We start from the raw sequence: 17,308 nt of genomic DNA, 5'->3' as shown, positions 1-17,308 counted from the left end.
AAAAATGAATATCACAGTATTTGACGATCTGGAAAAACTGTATACAAAGGCAGCAGATGCATTTGTTGATCTTTCAAAAAAATCTATTCAGAAAAATGGCCGTTTTGTAGTGGCATTAAGTGGAGGCTCTTCACCTAAAGCTATTTTCAAATTATTGGCAACACCGGAATATAAAGAAAAGATAGAGTGGAATAAAGTCTACTTTTTTTGGGTAGATGAAAGATGGGTTCCTTTAAACGATGATAAGAGCAACTTCCGGATGACAGATGAGGCACTTCTCAGTAAGGTTCCGGTTGACCAAAGCCATATCTTTCCTATGTATGCTGAAGGAATAACTCCTGAAGATTATGCAAAAGCTTATGAACAGCAGATAAGAACTGTTCTTGGTGATGAAGGTGTTTTTGATTTTATCCTGTTAGGAATGGGAGATGACGGCCATACAGCCTCATTATTTCCAGGCGAAGATGTTTTAAATGAAAAAGAAAAATGGGTATCTGCTTATTATCTTAAGCCTCAGGAAATGTTCAGAATTACATTGACTGCCCCTATCATTAATAATGCTGAAAATATCCTGGTTATTGCATTCGGGGAATCTAAAAAGCATGCACTGAATGAAGTATTGAATGGTGAATATAATCCTTCGTTATATCCAATGCAGCTTATTGAGAAGAAGAATGGATTTCAGTTTTTTACAGATGAGAAAGCAAAAGGCTAATACAACTTCAATTTAAAAATAAGAGACTGTCCTTGGGCAGTCTCTCTTCATATCAACTATTCTAGTACCGGATTCCCGGTATATACAATTTTCCGTAGGTCCAACTAAATTAAAATTCTAAATGAAAAACAGCACCATTAGAGAACTCATGATGCTGCTGCATTTAATGTTTTTACCTTAGTTGCTTTTATTCGAAACTTTTAATTTTCAACTCAATGAGTGTTTCTATGTAAAAATGGTTATTAGTTTGAAGCAAATATACAAAATAAGACACTTCTAAGTGTCTAATATGAAAAAAAATATAAAAAAAAATAATCAACAGTCTGGTAATGTGAAGAAAACCCTTTATTAAAGGGGCTTGTATGAGGTTATGAAATTTGAAAAATTAAGCCTTAACTGATCAAAAACTAAAAAAATACCCTTATTAATCAAAAACAGCATCATGTATAGTGATGCTGTGATAATGTTTTACCTCAGTAATGGAATAGTAAAATATGTATACTGAGGGAACTAACGGTGCAATCTAATCACTCTCAATCTCACAACTCTGATTGTCTGTTTATATAAAATGGTTATTAGTTAATGCAAATATATACATTTAGACACTAAAAAGTGTCTAAAATGAAAAAAAATTCATAAACTTGTACGATTGAAAAGTGTACCATGGAAAGAAAGTCAGCGGCAGGAAATATCCGGAACAAGGAACGCAGTAAAAAAAAATTTTTGGATGCAGTTGGAAAAATACTGAGAACAAAAGGGTATACTGCCTTGAAAGTGAATAGTATTGCTGCTACAGCCGGGGTCGATAAGAAAATGATCTATTCTTATTTTGGAGGAATAGATGGTCTGATAGATGAGTATATAGAGTCACAGGATTACTGGAGTAAAATAATGATTGAGGAAATAAAACCCCAGGTGGACGATAGAGGAAGATCCTTTATGGAAAACACATTTTTCTCTCAATTTGATTATATTCACAGCAACAAAGAGGCACAAAAACTATTGCTTTGGCGGTTATCAGAATCCCGTAAATCTTTAAAAAAGTTCACCGAAACTCAGGGAAAAAACGGAGAATACATTTTTAAGCTTTTAACGGATTTCCACTTTAAGAATAATGCTGAAAATGTTCGTGCCATCATGGCGATCATGACCTCAGGATTATACTACCTGAATATGTATGCTGAAATCAATGGGAGTATTTTCTGCGGAATAGATATAAGCACAACCAAAGGACGGGATGAAATAAAAAAAGCTGTTTCTTTTCTGCTGCATCATACCTGCAAAAACCTGTAGAACTTTTTGGAATTTGAAAATTATAAAAAAACAAACCATTAGAAATCTAATGGTCTGTATGTAAGTTGTGTTTCTACCTTAGTTGTTTCGTATCCGAAATTCTCATAAAGTGAGGGAACTAAAATAATACAATCTGAATTGTCTTATTTTTCAACCTAAAAAGTGTTTTAAAATATGTAGATGGTTTTAGTTTGTACAAATATATAAAATAAGACACTGCTAAGTGTGTAAAATCGTAATATTTTTCATTATTTTATTTAATTTATTGAAAATCAGTATATTATTTTTTATTATTGATGTAAAAATTTCTCTTTCTCGATGCTTTTGATTAAGCTAAGTCTATGAAATAGTTTAAAATAGCGTCTTTAATAACAAAGAAGGGTTGATCAAGGATATCTGTAGAAATAATTATTTAATATCAAGCCATTATTTGCTATGTAAAAAACAGCATCACTGTAAAAAATGATGCTGCTGTTGTTTTACCTCAGTCATTTTGTTCGAAATATTTTGAACTGAGGGAATTAACGATACAATCTGAATAGTTTTAATTCTCAATTTCAATAGTGTTTTGTATATTGAATGGTTATAGTTTGTACAAATATATACAAACAGATTGTTTTAGACACTAGTTAGTGTCTAAAATAAAAAAAAATTTCTTAAACTTGTATCTTGTATATTGAATGTTTAGTCATGGAAAGAAAGTCAGCATCAGGTAGTATTAGGAATAAGGAACGCAGCAAAAAAAAGTTTCTGGACGCCGTTGGAAAAATACTGAAAACGAAGGGACATGCAGGGTTGAAGATTAATGATATCGCTGCGACTGCCGGGGTAGATAAGAAAATGATCTATACCTATTTTGGCGGAATGGATGGCCTCATGGACGAATATGTTCGTACACAGGATTTCTGGGTAAAAGTAACCAGCGAGGAAGTGGAAAAGATGAAACCGAATCTTGAAGATGGAGGCAGAGAATTTATCGAGCATATGCTGCTTTCCCAGTTTGATTATGTATACGCCAATAAAGAAGCTCAAAAACTATTGTTGTGGACTATTTCTGAACCCCGCAAATCATTAAAGAAACTGATTGACACTCAGGAGGAAAACGGAGAATATATCTTCAAATTATTGATGGAGTCGCGTTTCAAAGATAAAATGGATACTTACCGTTCTATTATGGCCATCATGGTTTCAGGATTGTATTACCTGAATATGTTTTCGTCTCTGAACGGAAGTATTTTCTGTGGTATAGATACCAATACGCCTGAAGGACGGGAAAAAATCAAAAAGGCAATATCTTTCATGGTACAACAAACCCACGATAATCTTTAATCTAATTTAAAGAACATAGAAAAGGGACAATAGTTTGCCCCTTTTTTATATGTTACTTATAGTATAGTAGTCTATCCTTTATGATAAGGACAGCCAGAAGCTGTACCGGTATTTACTCCGGTATTAAAGAACTGCTCTTCAATTACCTTTCTCTGATCCTCAGGAATATCCTGTATCTTTCGCAGGGTATTTACCTGGATATGAGGCCAGCTTGTGGTACCTCCGTCATTCCCGAAATCAAATTCAAAAAATACAATCTGCTCATACTGCAGCTGAAGAATCTCTTTTCCATCTTCAATCACCGTTTCGATCCACATGTCCATATCTACCTCAACAGTTGGAACGAAACGATTGACAAACGGAACATTCAACACGCCTCCCTGTGCTCCTGTTTTCATTTTTGAAGACATTCTCACATGAACATGATTGCTGACTTTCTGGCCTCTTAACGTATCCCTGAGCCTCAGGTCAGGCCGTACAGAGTAAGGATATAAATTGTCTGCAAGAATTCTCTGGGTATAGATCTTATTGGAGCCGGGATCATTATCATCATTAAGTTTTTCATGAACCCACGCCGGTGCCGGTTGGTCAAGATCAATAATTTCTTCCGGAGTTACTCCGGCATTTCCCATAGTCCGTGAAATGGAAAGATGATTGGTTTCCCAAGCCTCTTTACCGTAAGGGAACTGAGGTGAACCTTCAATTAAATAGTACGTTGTCTTATCTTTATTCTGAGGAATGATATCTCCAAGCAAAGTAATGGTGCTTCCATGCGGAATAACACCGCTTCGGGAGATAGAGTAGTCCGGGATAAAATAAGGACCATCAAGCCCTGCTCCCGGCTTTATTTCCTGTGCCGGAATGATTTCATAATAAGGCTGTCCCGGTTGCAGCTGGCTTTGAAGAATGTATTGAGGGTTGGGTTCTCCGTCCGGTGTTATCCTTAGCAAAGGCTCGTCTCTGTATTCGCCGGTATATCCGTACTTTGCATCTTCTGTTAAAACGGCATGAATACCGCGGTCTCTTTCAATAGATTCTTTCGTTGCTGCATGGTTATAGACATCACTCAGCCATAGGTACATTCCGTTTTCTTCGTGGATAGGGGTATATTTCAGCGCATCCTGTCCCGGTATTGTATTAACACTTTTAATGCTTTGTTCGTACTTAACTGCTCCGCAGAAAAGCTCACTCGCTCCGCCACGGTTACGTACTCCGCCGGGAACGATGGAAAATGTTAATTTCTCAATATATTCTTCACTGGTAAAAGCGAACTTTCCGGGTATCGTCCCCGGATTGGTTCCGGGAGAAGGCATGATGGTTGTATGTACTCCGCTTGCTAACGAAGGGGTGGTAACACCTTTATTATAATTGACATTATAGCTTACCCATGTGCCATCCAGGGCAGCCAGAACTCCATAATCCACATTATTCTCAATAGCCTGCAGGTTGTCTTCCCTGAATGGTCTTACCGGATCATCAATAAGAAGTTTAGAATATCCGTCCATTAATTCAGCCAGATTAACTTCACTTTGTCCCGGCATTCTGCGGAACAGCTGTTCTTTTCCGGCTTCCAGGCTTTCTTTTTTTCTTTTAAGCATGATATATCGTTTTTATGGTTATAGGTCGATGTATTCGAATGTTGGCCCCGCATTGGTCTGAGCATCCAACGGTTGTTTCATCAGATTTACAGCCTGTTCTTTCAGAGCATACATATACATAATGGATTTTTCCAGTTCTCTCTGATTTCCTTCCACAGCGCTTTGTATAGCATCTAACAAACGTTTGTAGGTTTTATTAAACTCCACACCCTGAGCATGTAAATCTTTGTTTTTGATGTAATCTTCCATCTTAGGGTTAGGTTTCATAGGATAAGCCTCGTTCCAGTCTACCGGAAGATCTTTTCCTGTAGGCGGAGTGGTTACAGGCATCATTCCATTTTCATCCATGAAAGGCTCATAGTTTCCTCCCAGATAGAAATGCTCATGGAAAACTTCTTTAAACCTGAAATAATGAGCCAGTTCAACCCCTTCTTCAAACTGGGACGGATCTACATCGAAAATAGAATCATCTGCACCTTCACCTTGCCCTTTGATTTCCTGGAAAACAGCAATTACTCCGTCCAAAGCCTCTACAGAATGAAGTTTCCCGCCGCTTCCGTAATATTGCTCAGGGCGGATCTGTTTTGACGAATTTCCTGTGAAAATTCCTCCGGTATTTAATTCCTCAAAGTTTGTCGGAAGTGTCCCATGTGCTTTATAGTAAGCAATGATTTGGAAGACAACGATATAAAAGAATAATACGTCATAATATTCACCAATGGTGTGTACGTTTTCCATAATGAAACCTTTCATGTTTTCAAGAGCCCAGAGGTGTTTTTCCTGTACGGCAGCTCTTTGAGAGTATAGTTCAGAAATCTCCGCTTCATCATCATATTTCGGAGCTTTTACCACAGATGCACTCGGACTTTCAATGGCAATAAACGTGGCAATACTGTTGCTTGAGAATGTTTCCAACCCTACATAGAAATCAACGTTCATCGGTAATTTCATAGGATAAACAGGGTAGTTCTCCTTTTTGTTGACTGAAGGCTGAATATCGATGGCATTCAATACGTTACAAACCATAATCAGGTGAAGCATTTCCTCTACAGCCACACTTCTGATAATTTGTGAAGCCAGAGCATTGGTTCCGTCTTTGATCGAGTACAATGCTGTAAGATAGGGTGGAATTGTAGAATGTTCAATAAGAATGGCAGTTTGCAGAAGGTCCTGCAAAACCGGTTTGTAATCAACTTCTGTTACCTCTCTTTTCATTTCTGAAACTCCTGAACCGAACTGAGATTCCAGATAGGCATTGAAGTCACCAATCTGATCATTCAGTAAAAGATTAGTTACTGTTTTACTGTGATTCTTTAATCCCTCTATCCAGTCTTCTTTGCTTAATGTTGAATCAAATAATAAAGAAGGTAATGAAATAGCTTCTGTAACCGCGGCACTTCTGGAAGCCATCCTGCCTGCTGTTAATAATGTTTCCTGTGGTTGAACTGTTTTATTGATAAGTCTTTGTCTCATGTTGTTATTTTTTAAGTTGAATTTCAAGGTCAGCAAGGATGGATTCTACCGAACGGATTGTGAATGCTGATAATGTTAAAGTAGGATTTGATGTTCCCAGTGTGGTCATATTTCCCGCACCTACAACGTATAAATTCGGATGATCCCAGGTTTTGCAGTAGCTGTTGGTTACGGATTCTTCAGCTTTAGAACCCATTCTGTGAGTTCCCACGATGTGCCCTGCACCATTGTAAGAATATCTTTTACCATTGTATATCACAGAGTTTTTGTCTTTCTCAGTATATTTTGTAGAATCCGTAATGTTTAATCTTTTAAACATTTGATCCGAAGCATCTTTTGCCTGTTCCATAGCTTTCATTTCGTACTCTGTCAGTTCATAATGAATAACAGGGCGTGGAATTCCGAGAACATCCAGATACTCATCATTAATGGTTACTCTGTTATTGGGATTCGGGAGCTGTTCAATTTCAAAATGAAATAATACCTGCTTTGAAAGTCTGTCGGTGAGCTTTTCTCTTAATTCTGACCCAAACTTTTTATCTTCGATAAATTCTGCCACATCAGAACCCGGAGAAAATGCCGGCCAGCCCCAGCCCCAATTGTCAAGCGGAGAAATCCATGCTGAGAAGTTCTTTCTGAACTCTCCGTCACGGAAAGAAGAAATATTTGTCGTAGAACCTGGACCTCTGTACGGATATACCGGTTCAGGGAAAAGTCCCCAGGTAAGCATTACCATATGATCCATCAGGTTTCTCCCCACCTGATCACTGCTGTTGGCTGCTGTTTTTACACCATCTGGAGTTGTATATTTGGAATTCAACAGAATTTTGGGATTTTCAAAAGCATTGGCTGCCAGAATGACGATGGCATCAGAAGTATCAATAGATTCTTCAACAAAATCGGTTTTTTCTTTTGATATATATTTTCTCAGATGGACTTTTGAAATTTTATGACTATCATTCTGATCAATGCTTAGCCTGTAAACAACACTCTGCGCCTGAATCTGCATGAATGGATTACGGCTCAGGTTATCATTATCATTTATTTTATATAAAGCCTTTTTCAATGTTTTTAACGCATTGTACTTCGCCTGAACAGGACAGATCGGAACACACGAAGCATTCCCTTCACAGCGTTCTCCCATATAAGGATTCCACACGGAACCAAGAGCTTTGTATTCTTCTTTTTCAGAGCTGTCTAAAACCAGTTTATAACCGGAATCCTTTGACTCTGCTTTAATGATCTTCGTTTTTCCGTATTTTGGATTTGGAATGGAATTCCTTCCCTGTGGAGAAGGCACCATCATTAAAGGAATCTCTCCTGAACTCAGCTTTACACTTGTCCCTTTAAGTCCCTCAATAATCTTATGATCCATGTAACTCTGGGGAATTTCTTCCATCGGAAATACATAGTTTCCATAATATTCTTCCGTCTTCTCTGTAATTGGATATTCCTGTCTTGAAACATCCCCGGAAACCCCGATTTCAAACTCAGCCATCTCATAATAAGGTCTTAATTCTTCATAGCTTATCGGCCAGTCGACAGGAGCTTTTTCCTCAGAATCCGGCTTTGGAATCTTGATGCCGTATTTTTCGGTAAGTTTAAAATCGTTGGGAAGCATTCTTGGTGTAGTTCCCAGCCAGTGAAGAGTAGTTCCGCCGCCTACCCGTATCGCATCACTTGCGAATGGCATCGGCCCGAACTGAACGAGATACCCTTTTTTATCCGGATACGGCTGAACAATATGTTCCATATCCAGAACGTTGGGAGAAGGAGCCTGCTTTAAGTTCGGATAAGGAGAGTTGGGTACTTTGGCTTCCTCTCTGTAAAAAGTACGGATATATTCATTATAAGTGGTCATTGAGGACACGGAATCCAGCTCAATACCAGCTTCCAGGCCAGCTTCATACATTAGGATTGATATTTCCCTGATGTTATCGGATTTTCCGGCATCTGCACGATGGACCATTTTTCCTTTGGTTGTGTCAAATACGTGGTCGGATAATAGCTTTGCGATTAATGACCCTGCGATCCCTGTTCCTACAATGATCACATCTTTTTTGTTATGGGTTGGATTCATGAGTGGGTGTTTACAGGTTTAATATTCCAAGATTTGTAGCCCGGCTGTTTGGCTCCCGGCGGGTGTGAATGCATCAGATTCCAGACAAGACCTTCCTTGTAAGACAGATCATTGATATACGCTCCTTCCCAGGTTCCCAGATACCACATGGTGATTACTTTTCCTGAAATGTCATTCATTCCCGGATGGGCAATAATTTCAGATTGAATAGCCTTTTTTAATTCCTCTTCACCGGAAGAATTTTCAAGGATATTTTTAGAAACCGTAAGGAATTCTACGAAAGTGGCTGCTTCCAGGCTTTTTAAAACATAAGTGTAATAGGTTTCTGCAAGCCCTGTTGACTGCAGTTCGTTTACCGTAAACCCGGTAAGCGCTTCCGAGATAGACATGAACACGTCGAAATAATAATCGTCGACGTTGAGAATTTTGTTAATAATATTCATTTCGTAAAAAATTTGGATTCAATATCTTCAACTCCTTTTAACAGGAGGCTATCAAGCTGATTGATCTACAGCTGCCGGATATTTCAGATAACACCTCTTTTTCAGAAATGATTGACTGTATTTCAAGCGATCCATAGTATCAGTTTTTGTTTATTCGAAATTAATCACATCCCGGCAGATAAGATTCAGTATTTCTACGTAATTTGAATTAACAGTGTTTTAATTTTTTGTAACAAATCCTTTATTTGAAGTGTTTATAGGAGATTCTATTTTCACATAGTTTAGAATTATTTTAAATAATGTGGTATCTGTTATCGAAATATATCGGATAAAACAGTGACGATTGCCTGGGATAGATAAAAATACTGCCTGAATTGAATATTCAGGCAGTATTTAAATAAATAAGGTCGAAGGGAAGAATTATAATACCATTATCAGATATTTCTAGGTGGCCAGCTGTTTTACAGCAATTGCATCGATCTCAAACATCATTCCCGGCAAAGCCAGCTGGCTTACAGGAATAAGCGTACTCGTAGGCAGGAACGAAGATTTCCAGACTTTTCTGGCTTCCTCTGCCCATATTTCAAGTTTTTCCTGGTTGTGATCTACAATAAGTAAGGTGATTTTAACTATATTTTCAAATGTCATTGAATGGCTCTGTAAAACAATCTGTAAATTTTTCAAAGCATCCTGAACCTGAGTTTTAAAGTCATCTGCCAGCACATGATTTCCCCCCACGCCGCCGCTCTGTCCGGATATAAAACACATCGTTGATGGAGATTTCACAGCAATACTGTGAGAGAAGCCGTAAGGGCTGGGATCAAATAATTCAACAGGATTGATCAGTTTAGGCTGTTTATTTTTTTCCATAATCTTTTATTTAATAAAGTAAAAATGAGCGAAAAAAATTGAAAAAAACTTTACATATGTTGAGGGAAATATTTTTAATTCTTTACATACTTTCATCAATAATAAAATTCTGATGCAAAAAAAATACTGTTCAAAGGAACAGTATTTTTAGTCTTTACTCTACAACAATACTTTCAATCCCTTTTTGCAGGGCTGTATCCTGGATCACCGGAACAGAAAGTCCTTCTGCTCGGACAACGGAAATATCCGTCATCCCCATAAATCCAAGCGTTTTTTCCAGGTAAGGAACTACAAAGTCGTAAGCCTGTCTTTCCCCTTCAGAATAGACTCCGCCACTTGAAAAGGCAAGGTATACTTTTTTATTTTTTACCAGGCCTTCAGGACCGTTTTCGCTATAGCTGAATGTCTTTCCTGCTCTGGCAATATGATCAAGCCAGGATTTTAATGTAGAAGTGATACTGAAGTTGTAAAGGGGAGCTTCAATAATGATAATGTCAGCCTCCTGTAATTCATCAATTACCGTGTCTGAAAGTTTTACGATTTCCTGCTGTTCAGCAGTGCGGTTTTCAGCTGGAGTAAAAAATGCATTGATATGTGCTTCTTCCAGATGAGGAAAAAGTGGATTGGTCAGATCACGCTTTTTAAAAACACTGTCAGGATACTTTGCTGCAATTTTTTCTACAACAGCATTACCCAGTTTTTTACTGATTGATGATTCGCTTCTCGGGCTTGAAATGATATGAAGTACACGTTTCATTTTTTTTATTTTTTTTAAAATTGATGTTTCAAAATTATCTATATTTACTAATAAAAAGATAGTAGTTACCAAAAGGTTAGTAATAACATTTAGGTTAGTAATCAGTAAAAATAAAAGAATGGAAGAGGAGAAAATAGTGTATTCAAGACCGCAATGCAGTACTCATCTGGCTGCTACTGAGGATGCTTTATATGTTTTGGGTGGGCGGTGGACCATCAGAGTAATGATTGCCATTTTAGGCGGACATACCCGCTTCAATGAGTTACAGCGGACTATCAATGGAATTTCGGCAAGAGTCTTATCCAGCGAATTGAAAAAGCTGGAGATGAATCACCTGGTGGAAAGAACTGTGATTACGGATCAGAAGCCGGTGCTGGTAGAATATGTTCCCACAGAGTATAGTGAATCCCTGAAAGATGTGATTGCTGCTTTGGCAGATTGGGGTTCCAAACACAAGAAGAAAATTACAACTTAATAAGATATAAGAAAAGCAGTGTAGAAAAGGATTACCGTTTCTGTGGTATTTAATAAGTTGCAACATTGCTTATTCTTTAAGTATTTTTACTCAAATTAATAATGGTAAGATGATCATAGATGAAGAATTATTATTTTCCCTCGGAGCCAGTCTGGAAAATTATGAAGCGGGAGATACTATTTTTCAGGAAGGCGCCGCAGCAAAATATTATTTTCAGATCAGAGAGGGTACTGTGAAAGTCAATACATTTCTGGAAGACGGAAAAGAGTTTGTTCATGGGCTTCCCTTTGACGGGCATTGTATAGGTGAAAGCTATTTATTTACCAATCACCATTATGCTGTAAATGCCATTGCGGTAACCAGCTGTGAGATTATCAGGCTTTCCAAAACAAGATTCCTGGAATTCCTGGTGGAAAACCCTTTATTAATGCTTGAAATAAATAAGTATACCGCAGACAGACTTCATTTCAGATATATGATTTCAAGCTTTCTGGCAATTTCAGATCCTATTGTAAAGCTCACGAAGCTTTTCGATCACCTTAAAAGATATTTCGGTTTTGAAGAACCTTATTCATTTCTGATTCCTTATACCAGACAGCAAATAGCAACCTTAAGCGGCCTTCGGGTAGAGACGGTGATCCGCTATGTTAAGAAAATGGAAGAGCTGAACATGGTTAAAATTGAAAATGCTAAGATTTATTATTAGCTTTCAGTTTTCTTGTTATTTTAAAATTAAAACGGGCTGAGAGGTGTTCTGATAAATTCCTTCGGAAATACTTCTGCTTGCCAGATAATACAAAAAGCTGTGCTTACCGGGTAGCGCTATAATAAGGTCTGCCTGATCTGATACAGCAAAGTTCAGGATACCTTTAATAATATTTTCATCATGAGAATAATGAATACTGCTCGGAATTTCTGTTAAATGCTCACGAATGTAGTCCTCCAGTTCTCTTTTTTGCGTTTCGTTCTCTTTTTCACTGGTGTTGATATTGAGAAATGAAAGACGGACATCTTGTTTATGAATAACAGATTTGTGGTGAAACAGTCTTTCTAGCCTTTTAATACCTCTAATATCACAAGGAATAAATATATTCTTAATAGGTGAATAATGGTAGCTGCTGGGAACAATTAATGTTTTCACAGGACTTGTTCTGGCAATACTTATAATATTCTCAGAAACAAAACTATCGGTAGAAGAAGTCTGGTCATCACTTCCCAGAATAATCAGTTCTACAGACGGCTGGTTTTTTAAAAGTTCATTAATACTTCTGGTAAGAGTCCAATCACTTAAAACACTGGAAACTTTAACTTCAGGTGACTTTTCCGTGATAATACTGCTTAGCTGATCGAATAGCAATTCTGTCCTTTGCAGCAGGTTATTGATACTTTCTTCATTGACAAATGAATGTCCTTCTGCAATATGCAGATAATCAAATTCTGATTCTCCTGCAGTTTTTAACAGGATAATATTTTGATATTCGTAGGTTTTTGCCCAGTCTGCGGCAACTCTTACTGCATTTTCCGTAGTTGATGTAAAATCAACAGGTACAAGAATTGTTCTCATATTGTATCATGTTTTAATGCTGATTCCTCCAGGTTGGCTGTCATTTTTTTTACCAATAGCAGTGCTTTGCTGATCTCTTTCTCATCAATACCGTCAGCTGCTTTTTTATAAAGATCCAATGCCCATGGATAAACGGTTTCTACAATCTGTTTACCTTTCGGAGTTAAAAAGATCTGTTTATTTCTCCTGTCTTTTTTATCAGCTATCCGTTCAACAAGATCCTTTTTCACAAGGCTGTTGATGAGATAGGTGATACTTGACTTGTCTTTGCTTACTTTATTTCCAATTTCCTGCTGGTTGATGCCGTTATTTCGTGAAAGCAATCCCAGGATTTCAATCAGCTCAAAAGACAAATCGGGATCATATTCATTAACAATGGTCTGAATTTTCTGCCGAAGACGGCTTTTCATTTCACTCATTGCCAGGCCAAGTTCCAGAGCAAGTTCCGATATGTTATTCTGTTTTGCGGGCATAATTTTATAATAATATGGAAGGCTACAGCGCCTGTCAAGAGGGTTTTTAGCATGTCTTAACCTAACAAATATACGAAAAATTAGTTTTAATTGAAACTAATTAGGCCATTAGATTATGATGATTTTTAATAGTTAAATGACGAACCGGAAAATTATTATTTAGATAATATTCAGTTCATTTTTGTTTATACTGTAAATTTTACTTTGGCCACAGCAAAACAAAACAATTTTAACTTAAAAACTTATGAATCAAATGAAATTTTCATTATTCCGGTTTCTTCCGGTACTTTGTCTATTAACCCTTTTATCGTGTAGGTCAGATCAGTTTCAGCAAGATGAGACTCTCCCCAATGCACAGGAAAATGCCATGAGAGGTTCTTTTCCAAACATCAAAGTATTATCGTATAATACATTCCTGTTGAAAGAACTTGCAGTGTCTGGTATGACACAATGGTCACAACAGGCCAGTGCTCAGAAAATTGGTGAAGCTTCTTTTTTGAAGAACTATGATGTACTGATGCTTCAGGAGTGCTTCGATAATGCAGCTTCCGATAAGCTGCGAGAAAAACTTCTTCCCACTTTTCCTTATCAGACTCCAATAGTGGGACGCACAAAAAATGGATGGAACAATACTTTCGGTCACTGGCGTGAGATCATCTCCGGAGGATTTGAAGACGGAGGTGTGATGATTGCCAGTAAATATCCTATTGAAAGAATGGATCAGTTTATCTTTCCTGCAGGATGTGATTTTGATGGATACTGTCTGAAAGGCTTTGCTTACGCCAGAATAGTAAAAGGAGGAAAACGTATCCACTTTATAGCAGTACATGCACAGTCTACACAGCCGTCTTGTAACGGAAGAGATGTGGAAATCCGCAAACAGCAGTTGGGAATGATGAAATCATTTGTTGACCGTTTGAATATCCCTGAAGATGAAATGGTAATTTATGGTGGAGATTTCAACATTATAAAAGATACTCCCGAATATTCCAGTATGCTGCAGACCTTGAATGTGAATGCTCCTACCTATAAAGGATTAAAATATTCATGGGATACAAAAACCAATACCATGGCTTCTTACCATTATCCTTACCCGGACAATAAAAGAGAATATCTTGATTATATTCTGGTTTCCAATGATCATCTTGTTCCTCCAAGCTGGCAAAATATTGCATTCGATCCTGTAGCTTCAAACCTTATGACCTATACCAATATAGCTGGAATTAAATATCACTGGACAGAATATTCGGATCATTATCCTGTAGAGGCCAATGTTTATTCAGACCCGAAAACACCAACAAAAAGTATGAAATTCAGAAAGTATGACCGTATTTCATTGCGATCTGTAGCCACCGGGAAATATATCAGCTCGAACCTTTCAACACCCAATGATTGGCTAACTGTTTCCTCTCTGCTGCCAAGCGATGCAAGAACCTGGTTTAATATTGTGAATATCGGAGATTCTGACAATTATTTTGATTTGAAAGAAGGATACGTTAGGGTAGAGAGCAGCGAAAGGCTTAATCATTTCTGGTATTGGTATTCTTCAGGCAGTGGAAGTTATTATTTTTATCCAAAATATGGAAAGACTACTTATAATATGAGAATTCAAATTGTCAAGAAAAAACCAGGGAATTTTTCAACAAGTATTGAAAATGGAGATACCGTTGCTTTCAAGGATACAACAGGATTTGGTAACACATATTATCTTCAGGTCTATAATAAGTCAGGAACAGACTGGATTTATCTGAATGGAACAAGCTTAACTCCGGATGTACAATTCGTAGTTGAAATGAATAATACCGTTGCACAGCCTTTTTAGAATTATGTATTATAAACTGATGTAAGGATTTAATAAGCGGTTGCCTTCTGGTAGCCGCTTATTATCACTATAAAACAAGAATAACAAGAATATTGAAAGATATCCATTAAAAAAGCAGAGACTAATTCTCTGCTTTTTCTTTTTTAACGGCTTGGTGCATGATAAGAATGATCCCCAAAAGGAAACATGCAATGATCAGGTAGCGCCAGGAAAGACCTTTTTGATCTGTTACCGTTCCGCTTACAGAGATGATGAAACTTGTTACAGAAGTGATTACATACACCAGTCCACCCATCAGTCCGCCGGCTGTACCTGCGTTTTTCGGAAAGTAAAGCATACTTGTCGTAAAAAAGGAGGTGAATAAAATTCCGGAGCAGATATGAATAAAAAAGGCAAAAGGAATCATAATGAACAGGCTTTCTGCAAAATAACTGGTGATGATCAGGCCTGCGATCAGGATCAGCTGAAGTAAGATAGGCTGCAATATTCTTGGTTTAAAATCCAGAGTCAGCCTGCGTTTCCCTATAAAACCTCCAATCATCCATGAAAATCCTAAGATTAATGTACAATATCCAATCACTACCGGCGTAAAATGAAAAGTATTTTCTATAATAAATGGCCCGGTAATATTAAATAACATCACGATAGAGTAGCTTAAACCTAAAATGAAAATCCCCAACATGAAAATCCTGTTTTTAAGCATCATCTTATAAAGGCTGATGTTCTCTGAAAGATCCAGTTTCTTTTTCTGAGGAAGGCTCTCCCCGCTAAAAAACCACTCAAAAAGGAACAGAAATCCTGCATATGCTGCCAGAAAATAAAAATTAGCATGCCAGTTAAAGATTTTCTCAAGATATCCTCCAAGGAAAGGGGCCAGAATAGGACCGCAGGACCATACAATAGTAAAGTAGCTCAGATAATGTTTTACCTTTTCCGCATCATAAATATCTACAAAAATAGCACGCGTAGCCACAACGAGTACTGAAACTGCAGCTCCCTGAAGAATACGAAGCAGACAGATCAGCAGAATACTGTTGGTCATCGTAATTAAAATACTGGTTAGTATTAACAGAAACAAGGCTATCAATTTGGGACGATAACGCCCGATGCTGTCCAGAATTCCTCCTACAAATAATTGGGAAATCCCGTAGCTCAACAGATATGATGTCAGGGTAATCTGAATATCTTTTTCCGAAACCATCATTTCTTTGGCCATAGATGGGAACGATGGTAAATAAATATCCGTGACAAAACCGGAAAGCGGGATAGACACGAAAGCCATAATGGTAATTAATCTGATTCGTTGTTCAGATGCTTCTCTCAACATATTCATTCATTTTTTACATTGCAAAAATAAGTCAAGAAATACAAAACTGGATTTTAAAAGACAAAGTAAAAATTACAAAAATCAAATATTATGACAGGTTCTTAAATTTTAAGGGCGAAGTCTGTGCATGCTTTTTAAAGAAATTATTAAAATGAGCAGGCTGATCAAATCCTAAAGTATAACCGATCTGGGCAATATCCCAATTCGTATACTTCAGCAGGTTTTTAGACTCTTCAAACATCTTTTCTTTAATGATCTGTGTGGTTGTAAGATTAGTTACGGATTTCACTGAAGAATTCAGATGATTGACATGTACATTCAAGTGCGCGGCAAAATCAGAAGGTGTTTTTAAGGCCAGCGGATAAGCAGGGGAGTCCAACGGAAACTGTTTGTTGAGCAGTTCATCAAATAGCTTATACAGACGTACATTTGCGGGAAGCTCACTAGGATTGATGTCTTCCACACGGTTTTCCAGCGCCAGATGCATTACAGAAGCAAGATTGCTTTTGATGCTGCTGCAGCGGAAAGGATAGGAAGAGTTATTCATTCTGTAAATCTGATCAAAATAAAGCATTGCCAGCTGAGTCTGTTCTTCCGTCAAAAAAACAACCGGCTTACTCCATTCCTTGAACATCGACGTTTTTTTAAACAGATTGAACTCAGAATTCCCATTAAAAAATTCCTGATTGAATAAACAAAAATATCCTTCCTGCACATCGCTCCCGCACTCCCATGAATACGGAATGCTTGGAGAAGGAAAAAACAGGGCAGGACCATCTATAAACAGCTGATGAGTACCATAATGAATGGTGCCCTTTCCAATAATAAAGCTTATTTTGTAATAATCACGGCGGTTGTAAGGGCTTTTAAAACTGCAGTATTTCCGCATAGAAATATTGAAGTGGGATTTTCCCATTTCAAAATCCTCAGAATCAAATATTTTGATCTGATTTTTACGGATACGTCTGTAATAATCCTCTATCGTTTCCAGCTGATCACTCATAAGTAAAAATTATAAAAATCAAAGATAAGTAAACTGTTGTCTACTTAAGAGCATTTTAAATGAGATAATAGAAATTAAAATAATAG

Annotated in this window: 16 protein-coding genes; 6 read left to right on the top strand and 10 right to left on the bottom strand. The window is 37.3% G+C overall.

Annotated features, from left to right (window positions below):
* Nucleotides 1-4 precede the first annotated feature (4 nt).
* The 3 genes from pgl to V0410_RS05840 all read left to right on the top strand — a co-directional run bounded on the left by pgl (nucleotide 5) and on the right by V0410_RS05840 (nucleotide 3,337).
* Nucleotides 5-715, top strand: a complete 711-nt coding sequence (pgl, locus tag V0410_RS05850) for a 6-phosphogluconolactonase (RefSeq protein ID WP_110011164.1) — start codon at nucleotides 5-7, stop codon at nucleotides 713-715.
* A gap of 663 nt (nucleotides 716-1,378) precedes the next feature.
* Nucleotides 1,379-2,008, top strand: coding sequence for a TetR/AcrR family transcriptional regulator (locus V0410_RS05845; protein WP_330746691.1), 630 nt, complete (start codon nucleotides 1,379-1,381; stop codon nucleotides 2,006-2,008).
* A 690-nt stretch (nucleotides 2,009-2,698) separates the two neighbouring features.
* The gene (locus V0410_RS05840; RefSeq protein ID WP_330746690.1) at nucleotides 2,699-3,337 is read left to right on the top strand and encodes a TetR/AcrR family transcriptional regulator; all 639 of its coding nucleotides are present in this window, start codon (nucleotides 2,699-2,701) and stop codon (nucleotides 3,335-3,337) included.
* Nucleotides 3,338-3,408: 71 nt separating this feature from the next.
* Here the strand turns inward: V0410_RS05840 and V0410_RS05835 are convergent, their stop codons facing one another.
* The 6 genes from V0410_RS05835 to V0410_RS05810 all read right to left on the bottom strand — a co-directional run bounded on the left by V0410_RS05835 (nucleotide 3,409) and on the right by V0410_RS05810 (nucleotide 10,558).
* Nucleotides 3,409-4,935 (bottom strand): peroxidase, FMP-type, encoded by a 1,527-nt coding sequence (locus tag V0410_RS05835; protein WP_330746689.1) that lies wholly within the window; start codon nucleotides 4,933-4,935, stop codon nucleotides 3,409-3,411.
* Between the two features lie 18 nt (nucleotides 4,936-4,953).
* Nucleotides 4,954-6,408: a ferritin-like domain-containing protein gene (locus V0410_RS05830; RefSeq protein ID WP_330746688.1), complete on the bottom strand. Its 1,455-nt coding sequence runs from the start codon at nucleotides 6,406-6,408 to the stop codon at nucleotides 4,954-4,956.
* 4 nt (nucleotides 6,409-6,412) lie between these two features.
* On the bottom strand, nucleotides 6,413-8,488 hold the full coding sequence (locus V0410_RS05825) for a GMC family oxidoreductase (RefSeq protein WP_330746687.1): 2,076 nt from the start codon (nucleotides 8,486-8,488) through the stop codon (nucleotides 6,413-6,415).
* The gene (locus tag V0410_RS05820) at nucleotides 8,485-8,931 is read right to left on the bottom strand and encodes a hypothetical protein (RefSeq protein ID WP_110011158.1); all 447 of its coding nucleotides are present in this window, start codon (nucleotides 8,929-8,931) and stop codon (nucleotides 8,485-8,487) included. The genes V0410_RS05825 and V0410_RS05820 overlap by 4 nt, the downstream gene beginning before the upstream one ends.
* Before the next feature lie 444 nt (nucleotides 8,932-9,375).
* A complete protein-coding gene (locus V0410_RS05815) occupies nucleotides 9,376-9,801 on the bottom strand; it encodes a RidA family protein (protein WP_330746686.1) in 426 nt (141 codons plus the stop codon).
* 154 nt (nucleotides 9,802-9,955) lie between these two features.
* Complete coding sequence (locus tag V0410_RS05810; protein WP_330746685.1) at nucleotides 9,956-10,558, bottom strand: FMN-dependent NADH-azoreductase; 603 nt, start codon at nucleotides 10,556-10,558, stop codon at nucleotides 9,956-9,958.
* A 118-nt stretch (nucleotides 10,559-10,676) separates the two neighbouring features.
* On the opposite strand from V0410_RS05810, the gene V0410_RS05805 reads away from it, so the two are divergent.
* The gene (locus V0410_RS05805) at nucleotides 10,677-11,033 is read left to right on the top strand and encodes a winged helix-turn-helix transcriptional regulator (protein ID WP_330746684.1); all 357 of its coding nucleotides are present in this window, start codon (nucleotides 10,677-10,679) and stop codon (nucleotides 11,031-11,033) included.
* A gap of 109 nt (nucleotides 11,034-11,142) precedes the next feature.
* The gene (locus V0410_RS05800) at nucleotides 11,143-11,739 is read left to right on the top strand and encodes a Crp/Fnr family transcriptional regulator (RefSeq protein WP_330746683.1); all 597 of its coding nucleotides are present in this window, start codon (nucleotides 11,143-11,145) and stop codon (nucleotides 11,737-11,739) included.
* 15 nt (nucleotides 11,740-11,754) lie between these two features.
* Here the strand turns inward: V0410_RS05800 and V0410_RS05795 are convergent, their stop codons facing one another.
* A complete protein-coding gene (locus tag V0410_RS05795) occupies nucleotides 11,755-12,597 on the bottom strand; it encodes a universal stress protein (RefSeq protein ID WP_330746682.1) in 843 nt (280 codons plus the stop codon).
* Complete coding sequence (locus tag V0410_RS05790) at nucleotides 12,594-13,070, bottom strand: MarR family winged helix-turn-helix transcriptional regulator (protein WP_330746681.1); 477 nt, start codon at nucleotides 13,068-13,070, stop codon at nucleotides 12,594-12,596. The genes V0410_RS05795 and V0410_RS05790 overlap by 4 nt, the downstream gene beginning before the upstream one ends.
* A gap of 253 nt (nucleotides 13,071-13,323) precedes the next feature.
* Between V0410_RS05790 and sph the strand changes: the two genes are divergently transcribed.
* Nucleotides 13,324-14,892, top strand: a complete 1,569-nt coding sequence (gene sph, locus V0410_RS05785) for a sphingomyelin phosphodiesterase (RefSeq protein ID WP_330746680.1) — start codon at nucleotides 13,324-13,326, stop codon at nucleotides 14,890-14,892.
* A gap of 121 nt (nucleotides 14,893-15,013) precedes the next feature.
* Here sph and V0410_RS05780 read toward each other — a convergent pair whose 3' ends face one another.
* Both V0410_RS05780 and V0410_RS05775 read right to left on the bottom strand, forming a co-directional pair.
* A complete protein-coding gene (locus tag V0410_RS05780) occupies nucleotides 15,014-16,219 on the bottom strand; it encodes an MFS transporter (RefSeq protein ID WP_330746679.1) in 1,206 nt (401 codons plus the stop codon).
* Between the two features lie 88 nt (nucleotides 16,220-16,307).
* Nucleotides 16,308-17,222 (bottom strand): helix-turn-helix domain-containing protein, encoded by a 915-nt coding sequence (locus V0410_RS05775; RefSeq protein ID WP_330746678.1) that lies wholly within the window; start codon nucleotides 17,220-17,222, stop codon nucleotides 16,308-16,310.
* Nucleotides 17,223-17,308: the final 86 nt, after the last annotated feature.

Source organism: Chryseobacterium sp. CP-77 (assembly GCF_036362765.1).
Taxonomy (GTDB): domain Bacteria; phylum Bacteroidota; class Bacteroidia; order Flavobacteriales; family Weeksellaceae; genus Chryseobacterium; species Chryseobacterium cupriresistens.
The sequence above is the reverse complement of the archived record's forward strand: the minus strand, read 5'-3'. Positions and strand labels throughout refer to the sequence as shown.